Source organism: Aestuariimicrobium ganziense (assembly GCF_015352975.1).
GTDB lineage: Bacteria > Actinomycetota > Actinomycetes > Propionibacteriales > Propionibacteriaceae > Aestuariimicrobium > Aestuariimicrobium ganziense.
In genome coordinates this window covers 113,614-139,623 of the sequence record NZ_JACYIZ010000007.1, presented here as the reverse complement: position 1 = coordinate 139,623, position 26,010 = coordinate 113,614, and the positions used below count along the sequence as shown (strand labels likewise).

At 67.1% G+C, this 26,010-nt stretch carries 21 protein-coding genes, 1 tRNA gene and 1 pseudogene; 15 read left to right on the top strand and 8 right to left on the bottom strand.

Annotated features, from left to right (window positions below):
• The first annotated feature begins 188 nt into the window (after positions 1-188).
• Both IE660_RS13545 and IE660_RS13540 read left to right on the top strand, forming a co-directional pair.
• Positions 189-2,420 carry an alpha-galactosidase gene (locus tag IE660_RS13545; protein WP_203568908.1) on the top strand — a complete coding sequence of 744 codons (2,232 nt, stop codon included), beginning with the start codon at positions 189-191 and terminating at the stop codon, positions 2,418-2,420.
• A gap of 58 nt (positions 2,421-2,478) precedes the next feature.
• Positions 2,479-4,473, top strand: a complete 1,995-nt coding sequence (locus IE660_RS13540; protein ID WP_203568907.1) for a DUF2339 domain-containing protein — start codon at positions 2,479-2,481, stop codon at positions 4,471-4,473.
• Here IE660_RS13540 and IE660_RS13535 read toward each other — a convergent pair.
• Genes IE660_RS13535 through IE660_RS13525 form a run of 3 tightly spaced genes read right to left on the bottom strand, consistent with a single transcriptional unit; the run spans position 4,385 to position 5,992 of the window.
• Positions 4,385-5,155: an ATP-grasp domain-containing protein gene (locus IE660_RS13535; protein WP_203568906.1), complete on the bottom strand. Its 771-nt coding sequence runs from the start codon at positions 5,153-5,155 to the stop codon at positions 4,385-4,387. The two genes, IE660_RS13540 and IE660_RS13535, sit on opposite strands and share 89 nt — an antisense overlap.
• Positions 5,133-5,351, bottom strand: coding sequence for a helix-turn-helix domain-containing protein (locus tag IE660_RS13530; RefSeq protein WP_187720718.1), 219 nt, complete (start codon positions 5,349-5,351; stop codon positions 5,133-5,135). Before IE660_RS13530 ends, IE660_RS13535 begins: the two co-directional genes overlap by 23 nt.
• Positions 5,351-5,992, bottom strand: a complete 642-nt coding sequence (locus tag IE660_RS13525) for a DUF2975 domain-containing protein (protein WP_203568905.1) — start codon at positions 5,990-5,992, stop codon at positions 5,351-5,353. Before IE660_RS13525 ends, IE660_RS13530 begins: the two co-directional genes overlap by 1 nt.
• A 163-nt stretch (positions 5,993-6,155) precedes the next feature.
• On the opposite strand from IE660_RS13525, the gene IE660_RS13520 reads away from it, so the two are divergent.
• The gene (locus tag IE660_RS13520) at positions 6,156-7,070 is read left to right on the top strand and encodes a MerR family transcriptional regulator (protein WP_203568904.1); all 915 of its coding nucleotides are present in this window, start codon (positions 6,156-6,158) and stop codon (positions 7,068-7,070) included.
• On the opposite strand, the gene IE660_RS13515 is transcribed toward IE660_RS13520, so the two are convergent.
• The gene (locus tag IE660_RS13515) at positions 7,024-7,512 is read right to left on the bottom strand and encodes an aminoglycoside phosphotransferase/kinase family protein (RefSeq protein WP_203568903.1); all 489 of its coding nucleotides are present in this window, start codon (positions 7,510-7,512) and stop codon (positions 7,024-7,026) included. The genes IE660_RS13520 and IE660_RS13515 overlap by 47 nt on opposite strands.
• A gap of 890 nt (positions 7,513-8,402) precedes the next feature.
• Here IE660_RS13515 and IE660_RS13510 point away from each other — a divergent pair.
• The 6 genes and pseudogenes from IE660_RS13510 to IE660_RS16615 all read left to right on the top strand — a co-directional run.
• Complete coding sequence (locus IE660_RS13510; RefSeq protein WP_203568902.1) at positions 8,403-10,934, top strand: hypothetical protein; 2,532 nt, start codon at positions 8,403-8,405, stop codon at positions 10,932-10,934.
• Positions 10,935-11,161: 227 nt separating this feature from the next.
• Entirely contained in the window at positions 11,162-12,346 is a 1,185-nt protein-coding gene (locus IE660_RS16455) for a restriction endonuclease (RefSeq protein ID WP_203568901.1), read from the top strand.
• Between the two features lie 386 nt (positions 12,347-12,732).
• Complete coding sequence (gene erm / locus IE660_RS13500; RefSeq protein ID WP_203568900.1) at positions 12,733-13,551, top strand: 23S ribosomal RNA methyltransferase Erm; 819 nt, start codon at positions 12,733-12,735, stop codon at positions 13,549-13,551.
• Positions 13,470-13,985 (top strand): helix-turn-helix transcriptional regulator, encoded by a 516-nt coding sequence (locus tag IE660_RS16620; protein WP_407929025.1) that lies wholly within the window; start codon positions 13,470-13,472, stop codon positions 13,983-13,985. The genes erm and IE660_RS16620 overlap by 82 nt, the downstream gene beginning before the upstream one ends.
• 62 nt (positions 13,986-14,047) lie before the next feature.
• Positions 14,048-14,455, top strand: coding sequence for a helix-turn-helix domain-containing protein (locus tag IE660_RS13490; protein WP_203568898.1), 408 nt, complete (start codon positions 14,048-14,050; stop codon positions 14,453-14,455).
• 404 nt (positions 14,456-14,859) lie between these two features.
• Positions 14,860-15,891 (top strand): annotated as a pseudogene (locus tag IE660_RS16615) (recombinase family protein); the annotation flags it as partial.
• Here the strand turns inward: IE660_RS16615 and IE660_RS15930 are convergent.
• The 3 genes from IE660_RS15930 to IE660_RS13470 all read right to left on the bottom strand — a co-directional run bounded on the left by IE660_RS15930 (position 15,817) and on the right by IE660_RS13470 (position 17,549).
• On the bottom strand, positions 15,817-16,116 hold the full coding sequence (locus tag IE660_RS15930; protein WP_235998069.1) for a hypothetical protein: 300 nt from the start codon (positions 16,114-16,116) through the stop codon (positions 15,817-15,819). The pseudogene IE660_RS16615 and the gene IE660_RS15930 sit on opposite strands and share 75 nt — an antisense overlap.
• Before the next feature lie 325 nt (positions 16,117-16,441).
• Positions 16,442-16,517 (bottom strand) — tRNA-Ala (locus tag IE660_RS13475).
• Positions 16,518-16,583: 66 nt separating this feature from the next.
• Positions 16,584-17,549 (bottom strand): ADP-ribosylglycohydrolase family protein, encoded by a 966-nt coding sequence (locus tag IE660_RS13470; protein ID WP_203568897.1) that lies wholly within the window; start codon positions 17,547-17,549, stop codon positions 16,584-16,586.
• Between the two features lie 71 nt (positions 17,550-17,620).
• Here IE660_RS13470 and IE660_RS13465 point away from each other — a divergent pair, with 71 nt between their 5' ends.
• The 6 genes from IE660_RS13465 (at position 17,621) to IE660_RS13440 (ending at position 24,680) form a co-directional block, all read left to right on the top strand.
• Complete coding sequence (locus IE660_RS13465) at positions 17,621-18,391, top strand: CPBP family intramembrane metalloprotease (RefSeq protein WP_203568896.1); 771 nt, start codon at positions 17,621-17,623, stop codon at positions 18,389-18,391.
• A gap of 82 nt (positions 18,392-18,473) precedes the next feature.
• On the top strand, positions 18,474-19,304 hold the full coding sequence (locus tag IE660_RS13460) for a glycoside hydrolase family 19 protein (RefSeq protein ID WP_203568895.1): 831 nt from the start codon (positions 18,474-18,476) through the stop codon (positions 19,302-19,304).
• Between the two features lie 43 nt (positions 19,305-19,347).
• Positions 19,348-19,767 (top strand): DUF5318 family protein, encoded by a 420-nt coding sequence (locus tag IE660_RS13455; protein ID WP_203568894.1) that lies wholly within the window; start codon positions 19,348-19,350, stop codon positions 19,765-19,767.
• Positions 19,760-22,033: a transglycosylase domain-containing protein gene (locus IE660_RS13450; RefSeq protein WP_203568893.1), complete on the top strand. Its 2,274-nt coding sequence runs from the start codon at positions 19,760-19,762 to the stop codon at positions 22,031-22,033. The genes IE660_RS13455 and IE660_RS13450 overlap by 8 nt, the downstream gene beginning before the upstream one ends.
• Before the next feature lie 35 nt (positions 22,034-22,068).
• On the top strand, positions 22,069-23,487 hold the full coding sequence (locus tag IE660_RS13445; RefSeq protein ID WP_203568892.1) for a hypothetical protein: 1,419 nt from the start codon (positions 22,069-22,071) through the stop codon (positions 23,485-23,487).
• An 80-nt stretch (positions 23,488-23,567) separates the two neighbouring features.
• On the top strand, positions 23,568-24,680 hold the full coding sequence (locus IE660_RS13440) for a hypothetical protein (protein WP_407929026.1): 1,113 nt from the start codon (positions 23,568-23,570) through the stop codon (positions 24,678-24,680).
• A gap of 13 nt (positions 24,681-24,693) precedes the next feature.
• On the opposite strand, the gene IE660_RS13435 is transcribed toward IE660_RS13440, so the two are convergent.
• The gene (locus IE660_RS13435) at positions 24,694-25,968 is read right to left on the bottom strand and encodes a lipopolysaccharide biosynthesis protein (RefSeq protein ID WP_203568890.1); all 1,275 of its coding nucleotides are present in this window, start codon (positions 25,966-25,968) and stop codon (positions 24,694-24,696) included.
• Between the last annotated feature and the right edge of the window lie 42 nt (positions 25,969-26,010).

Below are 26,010 nucleotides of genomic sequence, written 5' to 3'. Positions count from 1 at the left end.
TCGCGACCATGACTCAAGCCTGACGGCGAGGCGCCCCCAATCCGTTTACCAACACGCCCTAGGCCCGGTGGGCCTGATCTGATGCCAGCCCCGCGGCTGCGGCCCGAGGGTGTCGGCGGTAGCGTCGTCTCATCGGCCCCGGCGGGTGCTTCGCCCCGCCAACGGATCACAGCCTGAGAGGACCGCCCATGTCGGCCAACACCACCCTGCACCTGCACCATGACGGGGTCTCCGTCGTGCTCGACGTCACCGACGGGCTGCTGCCCGCTGTCGTCCACTGGGGTCACGACCTGGGTGACGTCTCGGCCGACGAGGCCGCCGCGCTGATCACCGGCGGCATCCGCCCGGTGATGGCCAACATGATGGACGAGCCGGTGCGACTGGCGATCCTGCCCGAGCACTGGACCGGCTGGACCGGTCGTCCGGGCCTGTCGGGCAGCCGCCACGGACGCGCCTGGTCGCCCAAGTTCACCTCGACCGAGGTGCGCGTGGGTGGCGAGGTGGTCGAGGGCCACCGCCAGGTCGACGGACCCTGCGTGGTCGAGGTCGACGCAGTGGACGAGGTCGCCGGACTCAGCCTGCTGATCACCGTCGAACTGCTCGAGGCTGGTGTCGTCCGGGCCAAGGCCAAGGTCACCAACACCGGTGACGACGGCTACCAGGTCGACGACCTGGTCGTGGCGCTGCCGGTGCCGCAACTGGCCTCGGAACTGTTCGACATGGCCGGCCGCTGGGGCAAGGAGAAGACCCCACAGCGCCGCGAGTTCGTGGTCGGAACCCACCTTCGTGAGGGTCGCCGCGGACGTACCGGCGCCGACGCCGCCGGTGTGCTGCACGCCGGATCTCCCGGGTTCGGCTTCGCCGAGGGCGAGGTCTGGGCGGTGCACACCGCTTGGTCGGGCAACCACACCCACTACGCCGAGAAGCTGGCCTCAGGTGCCCAGGTGATCGGCGGCGGCGAGCTGTTGCTGCCCGGTGAGGTCGTGCTGGCCAACGGTGACAGCTACGAGTCGCCGTGGCTCTACGCCTCGCACGGCGTCGGTCTGGACGCGGTCGCCCGCCGCTTCCACCGCTGGATGCGGTCTCGTCCGCAGCACGTCGAGCGGGTGCGCCCGGTCACCATCAACGTCTGGGAGGCGGTCTACTTCGACCACCGCCTTGACCGCCTGGTCGACCTGGCCGAGCGCGCGGCCGCCGTCGGAGTCGAGCGCTACGTGTTGGACGACGGCTGGTTCGGCTCGCGCCGCAACGACCACTCCGGCCTGGGTGACTGGACGGTCAGCCCCGACATGTGGCCCAACGGGTTGGGCCCGCTGATCGAGAAGGTCAACGAGCTCGGCATGGAGTTCGGGCTGTGGTTCGAGCCCGAGATGATCAACATGGACTCCGACGCCGCCCGTGCCCACCCCGAGTGGGTGATGGCCACTGGCGACCGGCTGCCGGTGGAGTCGCGCTGGCAGCAGGTGATCAACCTGGGCATCCCGGAGTGCTACGCCTTCATCCGCGACGCGATCTTCGAGATCCTCGCCGAGTACGACATCGCCTACATCAAGTGGGACCACAACCGTGACCTGATCGACGCCGGCACCCAGCCCGAGGGTCGTCCCGGTGTGCACGAGCAGACGTTGGCCTACTACCGCCTGGTCGACGAGATCAAGGCCGCCCATCCCGGGCTCGAGATCGAGTCGTGCTCGTCGGGTGGCGCCCGCGTCGACCTCGGCGCGCTGGAGCGCACCGACCGGATCTGGGTCAGCGACTGCATCGACCCGCTCGAGCGCCAGCAGATGAACCGCTGGACGACCCAGCTGGTACCGCCGGAGCTGATGGGCACCCACATCGCCTCGGGGGCGTCGCACACGACCGGACGACTGCACACCCTCACCTTCCGAGCCGCGTCGGCCTTCTTCGGCCACCTCGGCATCGAGTGGGACCTCAAGCAGGCCAGCGAGGCCGAGATGGCCGAGCTCAAGGCGTGGGTGGCCGAGCACAAGCGGCTGCGCGACCTGCTGCACGGCGGTGACCTGGTGCGCATCGACTTCCCCGACCAGACCATGTACGGCCACGGCGTGGTCGCTCCCGACCAGTCGCGGGCGGTCTACTCCTTCGCCGACGTGGCGCGCTCGGAGGTGATCTCACGTGGACGACTGCGCTTCCCCGGCCTGGACCCGAAGACTCGCTACCGGGTGACCCCGCTGCTGCTCGACTTCCCGCCGCACACCCGGCCTCCGGCCTGGTGGGGGGTCAAGGAGGATCGCTCCAACGAGCTGCACTACATCAGCAACCACCTGCCGTTCCCGCTGGTGCCGACCAGCGATCGTCCGGGCGTGGAGTTGTCGGGTACGGCCTTGTCGCTGGTCGGGCTCGAGCAGGCGCCCACCTTCCCGGAGCAGGCTGCGCTCTACCTGGTCGAGAAGGTCTGAGGTTGCGCCACGGCACCGGCATCTTCCGCCGCAGCCTGCGCTGGAGGATGATGGGGCCATGGACGAGCAATCCCGGTCTGACCACGGGGAACGGCCGAGTGTTCCACTCGATGAGCTGCACCAGTTGCACCAGGAACTGGCGGTCACCAGACAGCACCTGGTCTGGATCGGCCAACGTCTCGACGCGCTGACCCGCCAGGTCACCGGCGCCCCCGTCGTCCCGGGTCCCGGACCCCGGCCGGCGCACGCCCCCGGGGTCGCGCCGACGCTCGCCCCACCCCCACCCGGGACCGTGCCTGTCGGCCCTGCCGGTGGCTGGGTGCAACGGCCCGTGCCGCCTGTGCCTGCTGCGCCGCCGGGGGCGGTCGCCGCGTGGTGGCAGCGTGAGTCGGCGGTCACCCGGGCCCTCAGCGTGGCCGGGGCGCTGGTCACCCTGGCCGGTCTGACCATGCTGTTGGTGCTCGCTGTGCAGAACGGCTGGTTCGGGCCCGAGGCCAGGGTGGCGGCCGGTGGTCTGCTCGGGGTCGTCCTGCTCGGGCTGGGCTTCCTCGTCCGCAGGCGCGAACAGCAGGCCGGACGACGTGCCGGTGGCTCGGTGGCCCTGGCAGCCACCGGTGTGGCCGCTCTCGACCTGGTCGTGATCGCGATGTCGACGATCTACCGCTGGATCCCCAGCGGCCTCGGCTTGGCGCTGGCGGCCCTGCTGGTGGCCGGCGGGCTGGTGCTGGCCCGGTGGTGGAACAGCCAGGTGCTGGCCCTGGTGGTGACCTTCGGGGCAGTGGTGATGGGCCCTGCCGTCGCGGACGACCCGCTGTGGACCGCACTGTTCACCCTCGCGCTGGCGGTGCTCGGTGGGCTGGCGCTGTGGGACAAGGACTGGCCGGCAGCCACACTGCTGCGGTTCGTTCCTGCGACGGCCTTCAGCGCCGGCCTGGTGGCCGAGGCCAGCCTCAGCGAGCCGGGGAACCCGCTGCCGGGCGCCAGCCGCACCCTGGTGACCGCGGTGGTGATCGTCTTCTGGTGGGCGGCGTGGTCGGCGGCCGTGGCCGAGAGCCGCCGCCCCAAGCACGCCTGGGTGGCGGCCCCGCTGGTCGTCCTCGGGGCACTTCCGCTGTTCGCGCTGGTCGGCCTGTGGGACGAACCGGTCCCGCTGCTGTGGTTCACCGGCCTGGCCGTGATGGCCTACCTGGGTTACGCGTTCGTCCCCCGGCCGGGACGCCGGACCGCCGACCACGCCACCGACTGGTTCGGGGCAGGTGCACTGCTGGCCGCCGTGCTGGCCTGGTACGGCATCGTCGCCCAGGTCGAGCCCCCGTCGTGGCGAGGTGGCGTGCTGCTGGTACTCGCCGTCGTCCACCTGGTCGCTGCGGTGGGTTGGCGGCGACCGATGCTGGCCGTGGTGGCTGGCCTGGTCAGCGCCGGCGGCCTGGTCTACGCCATGGCTGCCGTGGCGCTGGTGCTCGAGCGCAACGTGGTCAATGTGCCCGACATGGCCGCAGAACTCGTGCTCGAGGGACTGCTGCTGGTGGTCTGGGGTGTGGCCGTCGTGTGGGCCGTGCGCGCTCTGGCGATCAAGGGGGCCGGTGGCGCCGCCCTGGTGGTTGCGGTCGGGGCGACCCTGGCCGGGGTGATGGTGGCCGTCGTTGGACTGGGTGCCATGGTCGGCACCGCCATCGACGACGTCCGCGGGGCGCTGATCGGCGCCCACGCCATCGTCTCGATCGTCTGGATGCTGATCGCCGCCGGCCTGCTCGCCTTCGGACTACGACGAGGACGATCCGCCGACCTCGGCATCAAGGTCGGCCTGGTGGTGGCCGGTCTGGCCGTGCTGAAGCTGTTCCTCTACGACCTGGCAGCCCTGGATGGGCTGTGGCGGGGGATCGCCTTCCTGGTCGTCGGCCTCCTGCTGCTGGCGGTCGGCACCGGCTACGCCAAGGCGCTGGCCCGGGCCAAGGCCCGGCAGGTCAGCGACCAGCCAGGGTCAGCCGATCGTCCTGCACCCACTGCAGCGCCCGCGCCGCCAGGCGTCGTCCACCCTCAGGAACGCCCTTGAAGCCCGGGAAGCTCGACAGGTCGACCACCCACGGCTCACCGCGGTGCTCGATGATGTCGACGCCGTAGGTGTCGATGCCCAGTGCATCGCCGCAGGCAAGCGCCACCTGCTCGACGTGGGGTGGCAACTCGACGACGCGACCCAGCTTGTCGTCCAGGGTCAACGGAGGCCAGATCCGTTCGACACAGAACAGTTCGTCGCCGATCCGATAGATCTTGCGGTCGCGACCGTCGGGCTCGTGGTAGCGCTGAGCCATGATCACGTCACCACCGTGGTCGATGCCCTCGAGCTGGTCGGCAGTGTGGACGATCTCGATGCCCGCCCCCTGCGAACCCCGGTAGGGCTTGATGATCAGTGGGCCGTCGGCGAGCAGCGGGGCGAAGCTGGTGGCGTCGAGGGCGCTGTGGGTCTCGGGCACCGGGACGCCGGCCGCCTCGAGCGCCCGGGTGGTGGCGATCTTGTCGCGACACAGTTCGGTGACCTCGTAGGGGTTCCAGGTCGGGATGCCGGCCCGTGGTGCAGCTGGGCCCGCCCGCGCTGCTGGTGACCCGGGCGGTGCTGGCCGTCGTGGCCGAGGGCTACGCGTTCGTCCTGTCCCACAAGGTCGTGATCGAGGACGAGCCGGTGGCGGGTGGTGCTGGGGAGAGCGTGGGTGGTGGTCACTCGACGACGAACAGGTCACCGGGTTGGCAGTCGAGTGCGTCGCACAGGGCGGTCAGGGTCGAGAAGCGGATCGCCTTGGCCCTCTGGTTCTTCAGGATCGACAGGTTGACCACGGTGACGCCGACTTCCTCGGCCAGGGCGGTCAGAGTCATCTGACGGGCCTCGAGCAGGTCGTCCAGCCGACAGACGATGCGGTGGGGTTCCTCGACGGGCATCAGACGAGTCCTTCCACGTCGTTCTCGAGTTCGACACCGCGGCCGAAGGCCTCGGCCAGGCCCGCCAGCAGGAATCCCACACCGGGGATCAGCAGGTCTGAGGCGCTGGAGTTGTTGGCGAACAGCATCACCGTGTCAGGCAGCGCGGTCGAGAGCAGGTGGCCGTTGACCAGGCCCTGCACCGTGAACAGCAGGATGCTTCCGCCGATGATGGTGATCGCGATCAGCCGCATGCGCGTGACGTTGCGCCGGGTGAAGGGACGACCGTCGCGGACGTCGTCCAGCAGCTTCCACAGCAGCCAGACCACCACGGCCATGCAGATCACGAAGAGGATCGCAGGCGCCAGGTTGGCCAGCCAGAGGCCGGCGGAGGCGTCGCTGAACTGGGCGAGCAGGTGGGTGTCGTGCTGCACGGTCACGCCGGGGTTCGCCGTGACGGCCGGCCCCTGGTCGAGGCCGTCGAGCCTCACCGACAGGGGCTTGCCGCTGGCCCAGTCGATGATCGGGCTGACGATGGTGACGATCGCCGAGACGAGGACGAATCCGACGGCGATGATCTTGGTGAGCAGGTAGTCGGCCGCGCCGAACTTCAGCGGGTCCTTCTTGGTGGTGATGGTCTCCATGTCGAAAAACGATAGCATCGAGAATCGTTGTGCACAACGTTTCTCGATAAGTTCTCGAGATTGGACCTGCGTGCCGCCACCCCGGGTCACCGCCGGGTGGCTCCCCCACAGGGGTGGACCGTCAGCGGGAGCAGACCGCGAAACCCGCTCTGGTCAGGCCAAACCCCGTATTCTGGCGCCCGTGTTCGCCGGTCACCACACCCTCAAGCGCCTCGCTGGGCTGAGCGGGGTTCCGGCGTCGACACTTCGGCTGTGGGAACGGCGCTTCGGTGTGCCCCGACCCAGTCGCCGACCTGCCGGCTATCGGCTCTACGACGACCGGACGCTCGAGCGGGTGCGCCGGATGGCCCGCTTGGTCGACGAGGGCATCCCGCCGAGCGTCGCTGCTGAACGGGTGTCGGGCGACTCGGTGGTGCGCGCGGCGCGTCCGGTGCAGGTGCTGGTCGATGCCGGACGACAACTCGTCCAGGCCGGGTCGGCGCTCGATCGGCGGATGCTGATGGCCGAGGTCGACCGTGCCTTCGGGTCGGCGGACTTCGAGGAGGTGGCCGACGGCTGGCTGATGCCGGCATTGCGCGATGTCGGCGACGCCTGGGAGTCGGGCCGGCTCGACGTGGCGGGGGAGCACTTCATCAGCCAGGTGATCCGCGGACGACTGCTGCTGGCGCTGGACAGCTCGCGCGAGCCGATCGACGACGGCGTGCGGATGGTGGCGGCGCAGGCCGAGGGTGTGCGCCACGACCTGGGGTTGCTCAGCTTCTCGGTGGTGGCGCGCCGTCAAGGCATCGACGTCACCTTCCTCGGGGTCGACACCCCGACCCCTGACGTGGTCGCTGCCCTGGAGCGCAGTCAGGCCCACTGGCTGGTGACCTCGGTGGGGCGTGAGGCCGAGATCGAGCCGACCAAGGCCATGGTGGCGGCGGTGCTGGAAGCCGTGCCCGGAGTGCGGATCGGGGTCGGCGGCGGCCGTCAGGACGAGATCGTCGACGGTCGGGACGAGGTCGTGGCCCTGGGGCACGAGATGTGGCCCGCGGCGGAACGGTTGGCGCTCAGTGGGCGCGCTCCCAGTCCTCCGCAGGACCCGGTGTCACGCTGAACAGCGGGTGCGCGCTGGGCAGGGAGGCGAGCCAGCGTTGGTGGGCCTCAGTTGAGCGGGACGAGAGCTTGGCGCCCAGCGCCGCGGCGTGGGTCGGTGCCTCGTCCGGTGTGAGTTCCTCCCCATCGACCCACCGCAGCAGGCACGCCGGCGAACCATCGTTGAGGACGACCACCCGCTCACCCGACTGGGTGGGCATGGGCTGCTGCACCTCGAAGGGTGCGGTGTCGGCGAGGTGGATGAGCAGGTCCATCTCGGTGCGCATCAGGTCAGTGGGGGAGAGCCCGCCGAACATGGCCAGGGAGAAGCCAGGCTGAGGGCGGTGGATGCGCAGGGCGTAGGAGTCGCCGCCGGCGTCGACACGACATGTGACGTTCTCGTTGTGCCGCAAGAAGGTGACTTCGGCGTGCGGCAGCCCCCAGACAGCCAGGGGATTCGTCAACGAGATCCCGCTGCCAACGCTCCATCGGATGCTGCCCGTCCAGCCGTGGGTGGGTGGACGCCGGTGGACTCAGCCCGAACACGTGGAAGCGACTGGAACGGCTGAGTGCCGCGTGGAATCAGGCGCAACGGGGCATCGAAAGAGCGGAGCCACGACCGGCGGAACCCGAGCCTGGGGTGGTGTTGACCCCAATGAGACGGTCTCGAACACCGCTGACGGCGGAGGAAGTGAACGCGATCCGAACCGCCCGACAGAACGGCGACAGCGTGATTTCGATCTGCCGTCGGTTCGACATCCACCGCATGACTGTGTGGGCTCACACCAAGGAGGTGAACTGAACGGAGCGCTCGTTTAAGCGGGAATTACGAGTAGCCATTGTTCGGATGTCGGCATGAGCGAAACACGCAGTTAGGAAGTCCTCCGACTGGTAGGAAGTGAACCGATATCTCCTTGGAGGATCCGAGCATCTGTCGGGCTCCGCCGATCACCTCGAAAACTCGCAGGTTCCCTTGTGTGGACAGGGAGTCGGGCGACTCGCGTGGCCCGGTTGATGGCGCTTGTCGGCGTGTGATTGAGATGGGTTGTTGATGGGCAGCTAACCGCGAACTCGAAGGCAGTTAGATACTGACCGTTGGCTGCCCGGGCCGCATCAGCTAGTGCGCTCGCAGCATGATGCTCTGACCCGAACATTACGCAGTGGTGTGTCAGACCCACCCCAGTAGGCTGGTGTGCAGCCCCGTCGAGTTGTTCGCGACAGCTCGGCTGGCGGTGACCGGCAGTCACACTTGCAGCGGCCGCGGTCTCTCTCGTTGCAGCAGATTGAGCCGTGCTCGGCGCCACGAGGAGCTGTCCGCGTGTCTTCATGAGCACCGATGAGAGAGGGTGAAGGGATGGGGAAGAAGAACCGCCGCCGGACGCCGCAACACCGGGCAGCACGACCGCCGGCCGACCCGCATGTGCAGGCAGTCCTCAACTCCGTCGGCGCGCAACTCAGTCTGCGCGCTGAACTCCTGTCCGCAGAGGACCCATCTGCCAAAGCCGAGGACCGGCTAGCCGCCTTGATCGACGATCTGTCGACAGCGATCGCCGAGTTCGATCCAGTGCGTGTCATCGAGGTTGCCCGGATCAGATGCCTCCCGTGGTCCTTTCTTCCCCAAGCAGGGGCATCTGAGGCAGGTCTGACCCATGCTGAGGTACTGGCCCTCCTAGCGATTGCAGGCTACGGAAGCCTCGGTGGCAATAGGAGAGCATCTGCCTTGCCAGAGCCCCATGAAGCTCAAGAGCCCAGCGACAGGGCTCTGCGGGCCCAACCCATCACCGACGCTGTCTACAGCCGGATAGAGGCTGTGGACGCCATCCTCCAACTTGAGCAGGTAAAGGCTCTCCTAGACAGGCACCCAGAAGATGAATTCGGTTTCATCGCGGCGAAGGTGCGTGGCGCCGAAGTCTGGATGAGGAACTCGTCCTACCCCGACCAGGTTGAGATAACCGTACGAGACCTTTTCACCAACAAAGACGTTGACCAGGCCCTCAGAGCGGATCTCGGATTCGGCGTCGACGAGGCCTTTCGGACTCTCCAAGGATGCCACGAGATACAGGTGGACCGATTCAGTGCCCGCATGAACGAATGGCGCGACGACATGACCGTTGCCATGCAAGCGCATCCCCACGGCCTCAACGAAAAAGAACGCGCTCACTGGATCAAGCAGTGGCAGGACTTCTGGGAACCTGAGAGCCAGTTCGTCACCGTCAGCACACAGGAGATCGCCGACTACACAGGTCTGGACGCCGCCGCGGTGCAGGCAGTGTTCGAGTTTTTCACAATGGACCTGAGCGGATCGACGCCGCGATCAGTGATCGACGCCTTCGCAGCCGGAGATAACCCGCTGCGGACCAACCCAGTCGTCGCTGGGATGGATGGACGGTTCATGCTCGTCCACGACGCCCACATCGTCGTCGCTGTCCGCGAAGCCTTCGAGCAGCACCTCAAGGGCACCCAGGCCTGGGATAAGTACCAAGCGCATCGAGGAAAGGTCCTTGAGGAGCGAACCGAGGCGGCGTTCTCCAGTGTCCTCCCTGACGCAACTGTCCTACGTGGGTTTGAATATTACGTGCCGTCCACCGAGAGCGAAGAAGCGGGTCCGGTCGAGGACTACACGAAGCGCGTCGAAGGCGACCACCTCTTCATCCTCGATGACGTCGCCGTCATTGTCGAAGACAAGGCCGTCGCCATCGCTCCGACTGCGAGAGCAGGAGACACGCGACGCCTCCGAAACGACCTAAAACGCATCATCGAAAGAGCAGCCGGCCAGGCCCGTCGCCTGCGGGACCGCATCGAGGCTGATCGAGGACTCAGACTCCACGGCGCGGAGTGGCTGGACTTGAGTTCCATCCGAGAGATCCACGTTGTCGCAGTAAGCCTCGAAGACCTTGTAGCGACGACGACCGGTACAGCTGAACTCGTAAGAGCCGGTTTCATCGACAAGGACTGCATCGCTTGGACCGTATCACTGCACGACCTCGATCTCATCGTTGAACTCATCGACCACCCGTCCGAGTTCCTCCTCTATCTCCGGCGCCGCACAGATCCTCTAGCGACCGTCATCTATACAGCGCCCGACGAACTCGACCTCTTCCTTCACTTCCAGCAGGAGGGCCTTTACGTCGAACCGGACCCTGACGAGCTCCGCAAGCGTTTCCCCTACCTTCCGGCAGTTACGACTGCAGAACGCCGACGCTTTAAGAGACAGGCACCCAAATACATCACGAGCCTGACCGACCAACTTGACGCATGGCACCGTCAACGCATCGCCGCGGAATCAGGAACCGCCCACGGCGCTGGCGAAGCGGCCGAATTCGACTTCGCAATGACGCTCACCGGCAAGAAGCCAACGATGGCTTCTAGTCCGCTCCGAGAACTCTTGGACGAACTGAAGACAAATCGAGCGTTCGGCTGGCTGAGCATCGGTGCCACCCTCCTCTCAGGAGCTATGGCCACACAGGAACGAATGGCGCGCATACCTCGGGAGCTACTGGTCAACCCGTTTGAAGACGGCCGCGGGAGATCCATGACAATGCCCATCGTTGATGTCCGCGGAGACGGCTGGGTCCTGGCCTGGATCACGCGGCCCCCAACCAAAGACGTCGACGAGTTCGCCCACGAGATGCGCACCTATGTCCAGGCAAAAGCACATCAATGGGGAATGCTACGCGCCGCTGCCTTCCTCTACGACGAAGCAACCCACGCTCTATACCGCACCCTTTACGAGTCACACCTCGATGACATGACCCCCGAAGTGGAGGCAGCTCTCGCCAAGCTACGGCCCGCGGACGCCTTATCTGCGCCACTCCCTCCGAAAGCAAAGGATCGCACGAGAGGCCGGTCGGCAACGAAGCGGAAGCGGAGAGGCGACCGCCGCTAGAACTCGCAGAACACCCGTGGGCCATGGCCACGAAGTGCAGCGGCACGACGCGGCCAACTGGTCTCCGCTTGCTGCCATCATCGACGCTATCCCGTCCAGTCATGAGCTGCCACGCCTCTTGCAGATCGAGGCCAAGGCCTCAATGCCCGCGCCCTCGGGCGAGAGAGGACCTCCGCCTGGTGTCGCTGAGGCCACGCAGCTGCCTCTACACCGTGGGAGACTTGAGCGTGGACCTTGACGAGCTTCTTCAAGTGATGGACAGCGCTGCGGCCAACTTGGCCAAGTTGGAAGCTGTTTGGCAACGCGCTGAACCCATGATCCCCTCAGGGCCCGCTCGTGGATCGAGCAGAGAGTACGAAGATTTGCGGCGAACATGGGACGCTCTATTGCCGGGCATACCACCCATCGACGGATGGTCCATCGATAAGTCACTTCCTGACATCGACGAGGCTGGCGAGACATTCATTGACTACTTCGATATTGGCGAGCCGGCTTTCGACCTCATGAATGAACTACGGGAGCCCGGCGCTCAGCTCGCGGACTACCGCTTCCGGCTGGGGCAAGCACGCCGTCGCGCCATTCGCGATCGCCTCACGACCCTTGCAAGGACCATTACAGACACCCTCCCCAAGATCATTGAGGGTGTGCCGCGAGACTCGTCAGAGACGCTCGCGGATGAACGGACCACTGCGGTCAAGGCAGCACTCGCTGAGATCGAAGGACTCCTCGGAGACACAACCGAACGTAGTGGACGGTGGGGCGACATGCATCGTCATATGCACTTCAGTCAAGGGCACGACTGGCACGACATCGCCGAGCTGGACTGGCCTTCTATTCGCGTTGATCTTGAAGCCGCCAGCCTCTCAGAGGCTGATCCACTCCCTGTCCCTGACATCGACCTGGGTCAGGCGGCATCGGCTGGCCCGGCAGGGGGCATCTCCACCGCGATCTTGTGGCCCGCACTCGATGATGAAGCGTTCGAACGGTTGCTCTTCGATCTCTTCAGGGGATTCCCGAGCTACCAGAACGTTGATTGGCTCATGAAGACCCGTGCGCCGGATCGGGGTCGAGACCTTTCGGCCGATCGCGTGATTCGTGATGACGGGGGAACGACCCGGACTGAGCGCGTTGTTATTCAGGCGAAGCACTGGACCAGCAAGTCGGTTGCGCCGATTGATATTCAGACTGCAATGGCTGCGCTGTCGACATGGGAACCGCCAGTCATTCGAGGGCTGATCATTGCCACAAGCGGGAGATTCACATCAGATGCAGTGGCAGTCGTGGAGAAGCACAATGCCGACGGAAAGATGCCATTTGTAGAGCTTTGGCCGGATAGTCGCTTAGAAACGCTCCTCTCTGAACGACCAGACCTCATCGCGACCTACGCCTTGCGGTCAGGTTCGAGCGACTAGCAAACTCGCTCAGCGAGGCGTCAGCATTGCCATCCGGACCACCGTGCCCTCGATCTGCAAGGCGCGTGGCAGATCTGTCGAGGTCTCTCACGGAACGAATCTCGATGATGGCGAGGCTCTGCGGCCGTGGGTTAGCTCGGGATTCGTCTTGGCCAGCATTGATACGGATCTCCGCGTCTTTGAGCAGAGACGGGATATTGAGTCGCTGACCGGCAGCGGGGTCACCTACGCTGGTGGGCATGTTGTTCTACGGCACTGCTTCGCTGCGTCTGCGCAGCCGCTAACGGCGGCGAGCACCCTCCACAGGTTGTTGCTCCCGCCCCCGGTGATCACGGCCGGGCGGCTCTTTCAGCGTGCCCGGCTCCGCAACAACCACGGAGCAAACAGTGCCTACCTATCGAGGTGGCCGTCATGAGCACGGCCAGAACTTCCTGACTGACCCATCCACCGTTGCCACGGTCACCCGGCTCGTGGCTGCCACCGAGGGTCCGATCATCGAGATCGGCCCCGGTGAAGGAGCACTCACCACCCCGCTAACCCGGCTTGGGCGACCGGTGACAGCCGTCGAGATCGACACCCGGCTCGCCCGACGCTTGACCCAACGCCTCCCACCGCACGTGAATGTCGTCGCCGACGACTTCCTGACCTACCGGCTCCCCACATCCGCGCATGTGCTCGTCGGCAACCTGCCGTTTCACCAGACCACGGCCATGCTGCGACGCATCCTGCACGCCCCGGCATGGACCGATGCCATCGTGCTCGTGCAATGGGAAGTTGCGCGACGCAGAGCAGGCGTCGGCGGTGCCACGATGATGACCGCGCAATGGGCGCCCTGGTACGAGTTCACGCTGCACAGTCGTGTTCCCGCTCACGCGTTCACCCCACGTCCGGGAGTCGACGGCGGAATGCTCACCATCCACCGCCGCGAACACCCGCTGCTGACTCCGGCCGAGCGACGCCAGTTCCACGCCCTGGTCCACCACGTCTACACCGGTCCCGGCCGCGGGCTCGCCCAGATCCTCGCACGCACCACCGCACTCGGCTCACCACAGGCGGCACAGGCATGGCTGAGGGGCCACGGCATGACCGCTGCCGGACTGCCGAAGGACCTGCCCGTCGAGGCATGGGTGGACTTGTTCAAGACCACGGGCTCCTCGCCACCGTCCCGCCGCACGCAGTCGTCCTCAGGAAGGCGGCGGCGATGAGCATCGACCCCTCGTGGCGAGTCTGCCCTGACGAGACCACCCCCAGCTATGCGTGCCCGACCGAGACAGCCGCACACCATGCAGCACGGCTCCTCGCTCAAGACCCCGGACGGGATTGGCGACTTCGTGACCTTGCCGACCTCGTGCACCTGTCCACGTCACAACTGGGCAGGGCCTTCAGCCAAAGCTTCGGGATGCCTCCCATCCAGTACCTGGCTCACGTTCGAGCCCACAGACTGGCCGAGCTCCTGGTCGAAACCGACCTTCCGATCGGTGTCGCCATGACACGGGTCGGGTGGCGCAGCCGCGGCCACGCCGCACGACAGTTCACCGCCATCATCGGGGTCAGTCCATCCGCGTACCGACTCACCGCGACCCAACGAGCAAGCCTGAAATGCCCGTGCTGTGGACAGCGAAGCGAGCTGCCCCGATGACGGCCACAGAGCACTCTGGCCTCGGCCCTACCAGGACAGAGATCCGTGACACGGTCATTCGGATGCGGGCCGATCTCGCTCACCGGTGGACCTTGGCCGAACTCGCACAGGATGCCCACCTGTCGCGGTCACGGCTCGGGGGCCTGTTCGTGGAGCAGTTCGGCGTCCCGCCGATCATGTTGCTGGCTCGGTTGCGGGTGCGGGAGATGGCACGGCTGTTGCGGGAGTCGGATATGACGGTCGATCAGATCGGGGTCCGGGTGGGGTGGAGGAATCGAGGCCATGCGGCAGAGCAGTTCGCCAAGACCATGGGCGTCACCCCAACCGCGTATCGGGCCGAGTACCGGCAGCGGACCCGACAGGCAGCAGACGACCTGACCGGTTGCTTGTGGTGCGGACAACCCCTTCCCACCACCGACGATGACCGGAAAACGCGCAGATCGGACGGTGATCCGCTCATCCATGGCTGAACTGCTGGACTCCCGCCCTCACCATAGGTAGTCGTGAAGGCCACCGCCACGATGCTCGATCCGGGATGCGGTGCGCACCTGGCTGGTGAGCCTCCATTGGGCTCGCCGTGTCGCGTGACGCCGTGGAGCAGCCCGGACCTTGCGTCATTCGGTGGGAATGCACGGCGGTCCCGGACATTTTCCGGAACCGTCACCACCCTCTCTGGGGTGGGGTGTCCACCTGTGGGGCATGAGGTATGCACGCACCACACCAAACGGACGCCGGTTGATTGCCGAACCCGTTCCCCGGGGCGAGCCGGACATGGACCGGCTGGTCGCGCTGTTGCTGCACCTGGCCGATCGTCTCCACGCCCAGACCCCGCAGCCCGAACCCGATGCAAGCTCGATGATGAGGACCACCGATCATGACGACCACCGCCGACACGATGACCCTGACCGCCCCGGGTGAGGGGCGGGTGACGGCGGTGACCTATCAGCGGGTCTCCACCAAGGAACAAGCCACGGCCGGTGGCCGCGACGAAGGATTCTCCATCCCCGCCCAGCGGGAGGCGAACCGCCGCAAAGCCGACACCCTCAACGCCCACGTGGTGGCGGAGTTCGTCAACGCCGGGGAATCGGCCCGGTCAGCGAAGCGGCCCGAGCTGCAACGGATGCTGGACTACATTGCGACGCATCAGGTGACGTATTGCATCGTGCACAAGGTCGACCGGCTGGCCCGGAACCGGCTCGATGACGTCGACATCCACCGCCACCTCATCGACGCCGGCGTCCAGTTGGTCTCCGCCACCGAGAACATCGATGAAACCCCGTCGGGGATGCTGCTGCACGGCATCATGTCCTCGATCGCGGAGTTCTACTCCCACAACCTCGCCGCCGAAGTCACCAAAGGCATGACCCAAAAAGTCGCCAACGGCGGCACCCCAAGCAGGGCACCGATCGGCTATCGCAACATCCGGCGCACCGATGAGCAGGGCCGGGAGTACCGCACCGTTGAGGTCGACCCCGACCGTGCACCCCTCATCCGCTGGGTCTTCGACACCTACGCCAAAGGCGAGCACACCGTCCCCGACCTGCTCGCCGAAGCCACCGCACGAGGATTGACCACCGTCCCGACCCCGAAGCGACCGTCGGGGCCGGTGGGGCGGTCCACGTTCTTCAAGCTCTTGCGCAACCCGTACTACATCGGGCAGGTCCGCTACCAAGGCGCTCTCCATCCCGGCGCCCACGAACCCATCGTCGATCCGGAGACGTGGCAGCAGGTCCAGACTCTCCTGGACACCCGCGCCACCGCTGGGGAACGCCGCCGCAAACACGACCACTACCTCAAGGGCACCCTGTACTGCGGCAGCTGCAACGCCCGGTTACAGTTCGACTACGCCCGGAACAAACAAGGCATCCGCTACGGCTACTACATCTGCACCGGCAGAGCCACGAAACGCACCACGTGCACCAGGAAGGCCGTGCCCGTCGGCATCGCCGAACAACTCGTCACTGACTGCTACCAACAGATCGCAATCACGGAGCAGACGTACCAGCAACTCGCGCAGCGAGTCGCGGCGGCCTTCGATGAGCGTCTGGCTGAGCGGTCGCAGGCCATCGACGACCTCACCACCACCAAGCACCGGCTGGAAGCCGAAGCAGACAAGCTCCTCGAAGCCCACTTCGCCGACGCCATCGACCTACCGACCCTGAAACGCCACCAAGACCGGATCAGGATCGCTCTGGCTGACGTCACCAAACGGTTGGACGCTGAGCGGCACGACCACGAAGGCCCCCGCCAGCACCTCGCCACCGCACTACGGCTGCTCGCCGACTGCGCCACCATGTACGAGCGCACCGACGACCACGGCAAACGGCTCGCCAACCAAGCCTTCTACCAACGCATCCTCATCACCGAAGACGAAAAAGCGGCGATCCAGCTCAACGAGCCGTTCGCCGCCCTCGCACCCGCATCTTCCGATGTCAGGTGTTCTAATGCGTCCGATCTGGTGGAGCGTAGGGGACTCGAACCCCTGACCCTCTGCTTGCAAAGCAGATGCGCTACCAACTGCGCCAACGCCCCTGGGCTGGTCGTCCAGCCGCGAAGGACGATTCTACGGGTCGGGGCACCAACCGCGCCAACACGGGCTCAGCCAGTGGCGTCGACCGCCCGCTCGGCCAGTGCGGCGAGGTCGTCGGCGCGCAGTCCGGGGTAGCCGTGGAGCAGATCGAGCCACCCGCCTTGCAGTGCCGAGGTTCCCCAGCGCGCTCCCAGCAGTGCACCGGCGATGGCCGCCACCGTGTCGGTGTCGTTCCCGATCCGGATCGCGGTGGTCAGCGCGTCACCCAGGTGCCGTTCCGACCGCTGCGGATCCACCGGCGTGTGGACGATGGCCGACCAGGCCGCCTGCAGCGCTGTCACCACGAATCCGTTCGGGGTGAACCGCCCGGGTTGCTCACGCTCGGCCTCGTCGATCAGCGCTGCCCACCGGCCCGCCGCCTCGGGCGTCAGGTACGCCAGGCCATCGTGCAGGTCGAACTCGCCCTCGACGATCGCGTGCCGCACAGCCAACGTCCACAGCACACACGCCTCGCCCGCCACCGGGTCGCCGTGGGTCAGTGTGCCGACCTTCCAGGCCGCCTCCGCCGCTGCTGCGGCGTCGTCCAGGTGGGCCAGCGCCACGGGATGCGTCCGCATCAACGACCCGTTCCCAGCGGTGCGGCCAGTACTCGCGTGCAGTCGATCCGAGACCGCCGTCATCGCCGCAGCCGTCGGGCGCGAGCCCGCCCGCGCCAACACCGAGGCCGTCTGGGTGCCGATGTCGGCCGGACCGGTCTCGTACCAGTCGCGGAAGTGCCGTGCGATCGCGTTGAGCGCCTCGTCGGTGCGCAGGTCAGCACCACTGGCGGCCACCTCGAGCACGCACCAGGCCATCGAGGTGTCGTCGGTCCATTCACCGGGTGCGAATCCGCCCAGGCCACCGCCGATCATCCGCGGACCCTCAGACCCCAACGGAGCCGATTCGAACTCATAGCCTGCGCCGAGGGCGTCACCCACCGCCGAGCCGAGCACCGCCCCCACGGCTCGGTCCCTCTGTCGTTCGGTCAATCCCATGACTCCATCGTGGTCACAACCTCTGACAGTTCCGGCCGCAGCGACCCCCACGGGCCCCATGATGTGGCGCCATGACCACCCAGGCATCACCCGAACCCGCCGCACACCCCGCGACCACCGAGGCTGCGCAGACTCGACCGAAACGCCGCGTCGTCCGCTGGAACCCCGGCCTCGACACCGCGATCGCGGCAGCCACCCTGCTGCTGTTCAGCCTCTGTTACTACCTCGGCACCCGCGAGGGCACCGAATGGGTACTGATCGTCGGCATCATCGTGCTCGGCACCATCGTCCCCGCCTGGACCGTCTTCATGCTGCTGCGCGGTGGCTGGAGTGACCTCGGCATCACCCGCCACCGACTCAAGACCTCACTCGCCGTGGCCGCGTTCCTCGGCGCTGGCAGCGCCTTCCAGGTCTTCCAACTCGCCAACGAGAAGGGCGTCGACCCGTGGGCGCATCTGGTCGCCAACGTCATGGTCTTCTGGGAACCGCTGTTCGTCTTCGGGTGGCTGTTCCTGCGCTGGGAGAAGGCCTTCGGCTGGCTGCCCGCGATCGGGTTGGTCGGCGTCGGCTTCACCCTGCAGCACTTCGGTTCGGTGCCGTTCGAGCAGGCTGTCGGCTTCGGCATCTTCGGGCTGATGTTCGCCGTGGTGTTCGCGATCACGCGCAACCTGTTCATCCTGTGGCCGCTGTTCTACGGCGTCGCCTCGGGCATCGGCACGCTGCAGGCCGGCTTCGTCTTCGACTGGTCGGGGGCGGTCGAGGCCGGGGTGCTCATGCTGGTGCAGATGGCCATCCTGGTCGGCATCGCACGCTGGGCGCGCGCACGCTCGTCCCACCCCTGAGGCCAAACCCTCAACCAACCGGTTGGCACCAGGGCGCCCGAACACCGACCATGGAGGTCCCGCCACAGACGGAGAACTCCCCATGTCGAAGCTTGTCCGACGCCTCCTGGCGTTCGTCGCCACGCTGGTCGTCCTGGTCGGCATGCCCGACCTGGCGAACGCCCAGACCGGTTCGGACGGCACGTCGTCCACGACCACCGAGAAGAGGGTCGGTGGGGTGGTCAGCCCCGTCTCGAGTCGGACGATCTTCCGCTCGTCCTCGCTGTCGGACGCCAGCCTGTGGACGAGCCGCACCGCCGAGCGCATCGCGATCCTCGAGCGGATCGGGCACCACAACACCACCTGGCACGGCACCATCGCCACCGACCCTCGCCACAACTTCCGCGAGATCACCGTCGCCGACCTCAAGGCGATGTTCGGGTCGAAGGTCTGCACCACGTCGCGGGTGACCGAGGGCCTGCCCGGGCTGAACAACGAGATGCGCAAGGCCAAGATCATCACCCCGGCCCGACAGGCCGCCTTCCTCGCCACCGTGGCCTACGAGTCCTGCTTCGACTACGCCCTGGAAGAGGCGGGCGTGACCGCCTACTACAAGGGCCGCGGCTACATGCAGCTCACCGGGTCGTACAACTACTCGGCAGCCGGCCGCTACCTCGGGGTCAACCTCGCCGGCAACCCCACCCTTGCCCGCAGCAGGACATGGTCGGCTCCGATCGCCGGCTGGTACTGGACGGTGCATCGTCCGGGTTCGAACGCTGCCGCCGACAACTTCGACATGGGGCTGGTCTCGCGCTACGTCGGCTACCGGGCCAGTTCGACCGCCGACGCCCAACGGTGTGCGGCGTTCAAGAACGCCTACCGCTACCTCAGCGGCAAGACCGCCCCGGCGAGCACGGTCTGCTATCGCCACTGAACTGTTCGGGGCCCCTGCTTCCGCCAACGCCTACGCTTGAGGGGTGCAGACGCGACGACTCGAGGTGAGCCACGCGCTGCAGCGCCGGGCCACGCTCGAGTCGCTGCGGCGGCCCCAGCCCACCCTGAGCGCGCCACCGGCCTGCGATGCCGACCCGATCCTGGTGCGCTCCGCCCTGCACCACGGAGACCCCGCCGGCCAGCCCTGCCCGGTCTGCGAGGGCGGCAGGCTGCTCGTCCTGCACTACATCTTCGGTGACCAACTCGGCCAGTACTCCGGCCGGATCAAGTCGCCGGCAGAACTCGACGAGATGGAGCACCAGTTCGGTGAGTTCACCGTCCGGGTCGTCGAGGTCTGCCCCGACTGCCGTTGGAACCACATGATCCGCACCTTCGTGCTCGGCGACGGACGCAAGCGCCGTCGGCCCCGCCGCGAACCGACCGTGGAGGACATCTATGGCTGACACGCCCCGCCGCGCATCCAAGCCCAGGGCTGGCAACGGGGGGAAGGGCTCGGCCGCCTCGACCAAGGCGCGCCGCGGCAGCCAGAGCACGTGGCGCAAGGTGCTCAAGCGCACCGCCTTCGTGGCGGTGATCCTGTTCCTCGTCCTCGCCCTGGTCGGCACCATCGGCGCGATCTGGTTCTACCAGCGCACCGAACTGCCCGACCCCAACAAGGACTTCCTCACCAACACCACCTACGTGAACTACCGCGACGGCCAGACCCGGATCGGCAGCTTCGCCGTGCAGAACCGCACCACCGTGCCCTACGACCAGATCTCTGAGCACATGAAGAACGCGGTGATCGCCGCCGAGGACCGCTCGTTCTGGACCAACCGCGGCATCTCACCGATGGGCATCGCCCGCTCGGTGGTCAGCATCGTCCGCGGCGGTGAGATCAAGGGTGGCGGCTCGACCATCACCCAGCAGTACATCAAGATCTACTACCTCACCAGCGACCGGACGATGAGCCGGAAGCTTCGTGAGTTGGCGCTCGCGGTGAAGATGAACAAGCAGCGCACCAAGGAGGAGATCCTTCGCGACTACCTCAACACGATCTACTTCGGACGAGGTGCCTACGGTGTGCAGGCGGCATCGCGCTCGTACTTCAACACCGACGCCGACAAGCTCACCCTCGAGCAGTCCGCCGTGCTGGCCAGCGTGCTCAACAACCCGATGATGTTCGACCCGTCCGAAGGGCCGAAGAACGCCGATCGGCTGCTCGAGCGCTACCGCTACGTGCTCGACGGCATGCTCAAGACCGGGGCTATCAGCCAGGCCGAGCACGATCGAGCAGCGGTCAAGCTGCCCACCTTCCCCGAGATCCCCAAGAACAACCGGCTCGGTGGCCCCAAGGGTTTCCTGCTGACCATGGTGCGCCAGGAGTTGCTCGCCAACGGCTTCACTGACGCCCAGATCTCCGGCGGCGGGCTCAACGTGACCACCACCTTCGACGCCAAGCTGCAGGACCACGCCGTCAAGGTCGCTCAGAGCTACACCGAGAAGGTCGCCAAGGACGCCCAGCCTGCCCAGGACCCCAAGAAGCTGCACCTGGCGATCGCCTCGGTCGAGGTCGGCACCGGTGAGGTGCTGGCCCTCTACGGCGGGGCCGACTACGTCGCCAACCAGCGCAACTGGGCCACCACCGACCGCGCCTCCGCCTCGACGTTCAAGACCTACGCCGCCATCGCCGGCCTGCGCAACGGGTTCTCGCTGCGTTCGATGTTCAACGGCAACACCTTCACCCCACCCGGTGACAGCACCACGGTGCGCAACGAGTTCAGCCACCAGTACGGCGAGGTCAGCCTGCTCAAGGCCACCGAGGACTCGATCAACACCGCCTTCGTCGACATGACCATCAAGATCCCCAACGGCCCGGCCGAGGTGATCAAGGCCGCCCAGGACGCCGGCGTCGGTGAGGGAGCCGGGTGGGACCTCAACAACCGCATCTCGCTGGGCACCGCCGAGACCTCACCACTCGACCAGGCCGGCGGCTACGCCACCTTGGCCAACAACGGCAAGCGGGTCGCCAACCACGTGGTCAAGCAGGTGACCGACGGCTCGGGCAAGGTCATCTACGAGGCCAAGCCGGCGTCCAAGCAGGGCATCGAGGAAGACATCGCCCGCGACGTCACCCACGCGTTGAAGTCGGTGGTCGACCAGGGCACCGGCGGACGAGTCCGCGACCTCGGCCACGACATCGCTGGCAAGACCGGCACCTCGGGCATCGACGACACCATCACCTCGGCCTGGTTCGTGGCCTACACCAAGCAGATCTCGACCGCGGTGATGTTCGTCGAGGGGGACGCCGGCAACGGTGACCTCGACCCGTACAAGCGGCCCGGCGACGGCACCTTCTTCGGTGGTACCTACCCGGCGATGGTCTGGGCCGACTTCATGAAGCTTGCCCTGGAGGGCCAGGAGAATCAGCCCTTCGACCCGCCTGCCTGGGTGAACACCGACAAGGAGCCGTCGACCTCAACGCCGAGTTCGTCCAGCCCGTCGCCGTCGACCCCGAGTCCCACGCCGTCGACGCCGAGCCCGACCCCGACGCCGACCGAGGTGAGCAGCGCGCCCACCTCGCAGGCGCCCACCACTTCCGAACCCACGCAGGAGCCGACCACCCAGGCACCCACGACGACCCAGCCGACGCAGACCTCGGCCCCGCCGCCGGACCCGACGACCACCGCCACCAACCAGAGCACCGCGACGCCCACCAGCACGCCGTGATCCTGAACGCCCATCGTCGAGATGGCAGTCGGGCGATGGTCGCGTCCCGGCTGCCCGAGTCCGCTGCGCTCGTCATCGCGTTGGCCCTGGTGACTTGGACGCTGCGCATGTTGCACCAGACGGCCTGCAACACCAACGAGGTCGAACTCAACACGATGCTGCGGCTGTGCTACTCCGACCTGCCGGTGCTGTGGCGCGACGGCGGCCTGGGGTCGGGTGGGGTGCCCTACCGCGGCGCCAGCCTCGACCAACCCCCGCTGATCGCGTTGTGGGTGCTGCTCACCCAGCGCCTCACCTTCCTGGTCGCGCCTCTCGAGCCGGTGGCGCCCAGGTCCCTCGAGGGTGACACCACCTTCTTCGTCAGCCTCAACGTGCTGCTGCTCGGCGGGGCCTTTCTGGTGCTGGTGGTCGCCCACCTGCTGCTCAGCCGACGCCACCCCCACCCACCCACCGAACTCACCCTCGAAGGCTTGGGACGCATCGGGCTGTTCACTGCACTCAGCGTCGGCGTCTTCACCGCCGGGACGATCAGTTGGGCACTCGTGCCGGCCGCGCTGGTGGCCGTGGCGTTGGTGCTGTGGGCCTCACGCCGCGTCGCTGTGGCCGGGGTCGTGCTGGGGCTGGCCGCCAGCGCCGCCTGGTACCCGCTGATGCTGCTGGTCGCGCTGTGGATCCTGTGCCGGCGTGCCGATCGGCTGCGCGACTGGTCGACCTTCGCGATGACCACCATGGCCACCTGGGTCGTGATCAACCTGCCGATCGTGCTGGTTGCCCCCCAGGGCTGGCTGCTGCAGGCTCGAACCGCCATGGCTCCAGAAGTCGGCCTCGGGTCGGTGTGGCACGTCCTGCAACAGGCCACGGGGGTCACCCTGCGGGTCTGGCCGTTGTCGTGGCTGCTGGTCGCCGTCGCAGTTGCCGCCGTCACCGCGCTGTGCTGGTGGGCGCCGCGTCGTCCCCGCCTCGCGCAGGTGTTCGCCCTGCTGGTGCTCGCGATCACCGTCACCGCCCCGGTCTACTCGCCGCAGCACGTGATCTGGATCGCCCCGCTGGCGCTGCTGGCCCGACCGGTGCTGCTCGACTGGCTGGTGTTCAGCCTGGTCGAGGCCGTGTACTGGGCAGCGGTCTGGGGGCACCTGCAGGGCAACCTGTGGGGTGGTGGCCCCTTCGGTGCCTACTCCGCCGCGATCCTGTTGCGGGTGGCGGTGCAGGTCTGGTTGATGGCGCGCATCATCGCCGACATCCGAAGCCCCTGGTACGACCCGGTGCGCAGTGGCCACGTGGACGACCCACTCGGCGGGGTGCTCGACCACACCACCGACCGGGCCCCGGACGAGGTGCTGCACTTGCAGGACTCGCTCGGCGCACTCGGCGATGACCCCGTTGACGACGACGCCCTCGTCGCGGGCGGTCCTGCGGTCGACGACCCGGCGCCCACCGGTGAGGCGGCACGGTGACCACCCGGTCTGCGCCGTCGTCCGCCACCGAGACCGACGAGTCGGACGAGCCGCGTCCGAGCTCGGGGCTCGGTCGCCGGCTGGGCTTTCGCGGGGACGACCTGAACCTGCTCGGACTGGCGTGGGCGACCAGCCGGGTCTGGTTGCTGTTCGTGCTGCTGGCGGTGGTGGTGCTGCGCCAACGCGACCTGTGGCAGGCGGTCTCGACCTGGGACGTGCAGCACTTCATGGCGATCGCCCGCAACGGCTACGCCACCGCTGAGAGCCGCGCCTTCTTTCCCGGCGTCCCCGGGCTGATGGAGTTCGGGGACCTGCTCGGCATCCGCCCCGAGCTCACCGGCGTGCTGGTCGGTGCGATCGGATCGGCCCTGGCCGCGGCGGCGCTGTACCGCATGGGTGGGGTGCTCCCGGCCGCGCTCTGGCTGGTGGCGCCCACCACGGTGTTCACCTTCGTCGGCTACACCGAGGCCCCGTTCTGCGCCGCGGCGTTCTGGGCCTGGGAGCGTTGGCGCAAGGGGCACTGGTTGAGTGCGGCCCTGCTCGCCACGGTGGCCTGCACCTTCCGAGTCTCGGGCCTGTTCCTGGTCGGTGCACTGGTCGTGCTCACCCTGCTCGGCGACAACGACCCCGAGCAGCAACTCGACCGCACCCCGGAGGCACGTGCCCGTCGACTGGTCTGGCTGGCGCTGCCGAGCGCAGCCCTGATCGCCCACGCCTGGCACCTCAAGCTGGTCACCGGGTCGTGGAGCGCCTGGTACCAGGCGCAGGTCTCCGGCTGGAACCGCGGCCTCACCTCGCCGCTGGACGCGCTGGCCAACACCTGGAAGGCCGCCCAACCGGAGTCGTGGCCGGGCCGCCCCGAGGTGCCGGTGGTCTTCTTCCTCGAGATCGTTTCGATGCTGGTCGGCATCGTCGCCTCGCTCGTCCTGCTGAAGCGGCGGCGCTGGGCCTCGGCCTCATGGATCGGGGTGCACTTGGTCGCCTTCGGCACCTCGTACTGGTACATGTCGATCAACCGCGCCGTGCTGCTGTGGTTCCCGCTGTTCCTGCTGGCCGCCCGCTTCGTCCAGCCCGATCGCGACGAGCGTCTCCAGTGGGGTCGCCAGCTGGCGATCGGGGTGTGGATGGGGGTCTCGGCGCTGGTCGCCGGGGCGTGGGCCTGGATCCTGTTCACCAACGGCTGGGCGAGTTGACCCCGACGCGGCTCTATTCCGGCGCCGTCTCGGCCGCCTCAATGTCGCGCTCGCCGACCCCTCGGTCGAACTGCTTGGCCACCCACAGCGCCAACAGGATGAACACCACCAGCAGCGCTGCCATCGACCACGCGACCAGCGACATGGTCTCGAGGATCGAGTCATGCCGGAACCAGAGGATCGTCAGCGGCACCGCCATGTAGACCACCGCGAAGACGAACATGGTGCCCTGCCGCTTGATGGTGACGAACAGCAGCGAGACAGGTGAGGTGACGAAGTTCAGGTACAGCCAAGGCACGAGCACCCTCGCGATCCGGCCGGCGAGGTGCCACTGACCACCGAGCACGAAGGGAAACAGCCACGGCGCCAGCCACCAGATCAGCCCGAACGGCACGACTCCAACCGCCAATGACCGGAGGATCGCCGACCTCACCACCGTGAACATCTGGCCTCGCCGGGTGGTCGCCAGACGCTGGTAGAAGACCTGCGACAGCGCCCCGTTGATCAGCCCCATCGGCATCTGCAGCAACTGCCAGGCCTGTGCGAACTGCCCCAGGATGGCACCCGAGAAGAAGGCCCCGGTGAGCACATTGATGCCGTTGACCCGCACGGTGTCGACAACGGCGTTCGGACCGTTGACCAATGGCATCTTGCGGTACTCCTTGGCCATGGCGCGGGCAGAGTCGCCGGGCTGCGGTGCAGTCTCGCGACGTGTCAGCCGCCACAGGTTGAGCGCACTGAACCACTGGCCGGCCAAGCTTCCCAGCACCAGCCCCCACACACCCGTCGAGGCGAAGCCGGCACCGATCTGCACGACGTTCGTCCCGAGGGCCTGGCCCATCCGGTTGCGGGCCATCTCCTTGTAGCGACGACGGCGGTTCAGCCAGTACTGGCGGCTCGAGATCTGTGTCATCGCGATCACCAACACACCGACGGCCGGCAGGAACGGTGCCAGGTCAGGTCGGCGCATCCAGCCGGCGATCGTCCCGGCGAACACGCTGAGCACCACAGTGGCGACCGCCCCAGAGGCCAGGGCGAGCCGCGTGGCCAGTCTCACCAGTCCGCGGGCGTCGGCATCCTTCTCGGGCATGACCACCGCGACGTCGTAGCGCAGAGCCCCGATGGTGACGAAGGCGGCCGTCAGCGAGAGGTAGAGCGAGTAGATGCCGAACTCGTGATCGGTGTACATCCGGCTGAGGATCGGCCGAGCGGCCAACGGGATCAGCTGAGCCACGGCGGTGCCGGTCATCAGCGTCAACACATGGCGCAGGAAGGTACTCCGCCGCAACTGGAGCAGCCGAGATTGCCAGGGGGAGGTGACAGCTCTGGA

What these genes read in the sequence shown, in the direction of transcription:
- IE660_RS13545 (WP_203568908.1), top strand. Translation starts at nt 189, where the DNA reads ATGTCGGCCAACACCACCCTGCACCTGCACCATGACGGGGTCTCCGTC.
- IE660_RS13540 (WP_203568907.1), top strand. Translation starts at nt 2,479, where the DNA reads ATGGACGAGCAATCCCGGTCTGACCACGGGGAACGGCCGAGTGTTCCA.
- IE660_RS13530 (WP_187720718.1), bottom strand. Translation starts at nt 5,351, where the DNA reads ATGCCCGTCGAGGAACCCCACCGCATCGTCTGTCGGCTGGACGACCTG.
- IE660_RS13525 (WP_203568905.1), bottom strand. Translation starts at nt 5,992, where the DNA reads ATGCTATCGTTTTTCGACATGGAGACCATCACCACCAAGAAGGACCCG.
- IE660_RS13510 (WP_203568902.1), top strand. Translation starts at nt 8,403, where the DNA reads ATGGGGAAGAAGAACCGCCGCCGGACGCCGCAACACCGGGCAGCACGA.
- IE660_RS16620 (WP_407929025.1), top strand. Translation starts at nt 13,470, where the DNA reads ATGGGTGGACTTGTTCAAGACCACGGGCTCCTCGCCACCGTCCCGCCG.
- IE660_RS13490 (WP_203568898.1), top strand. Translation starts at nt 14,048, where the DNA reads ATGCGGGCCGATCTCGCTCACCGGTGGACCTTGGCCGAACTCGCACAG.
- IE660_RS13470 (WP_203568897.1), bottom strand. Translation starts at nt 17,549, where the DNA reads ATGGGATTGACCGAACGACAGAGGGACCGAGCCGTGGGGGCGGTGCTC.
- IE660_RS13465 (WP_203568896.1), top strand. Translation starts at nt 17,621, where the DNA reads ATGACCACCCAGGCATCACCCGAACCCGCCGCACACCCCGCGACCACC.
- IE660_RS13460 (WP_203568895.1), top strand. Translation starts at nt 18,474, where the DNA reads ATGTCGAAGCTTGTCCGACGCCTCCTGGCGTTCGTCGCCACGCTGGTC.
- IE660_RS13450 (WP_203568893.1), top strand. Translation starts at nt 19,760, where the DNA reads ATGGCTGACACGCCCCGCCGCGCATCCAAGCCCAGGGCTGGCAACGGG.
- IE660_RS13445 (WP_203568892.1), top strand. Translation starts at nt 22,069, where the DNA reads ATGGTCGCGTCCCGGCTGCCCGAGTCCGCTGCGCTCGTCATCGCGTTG.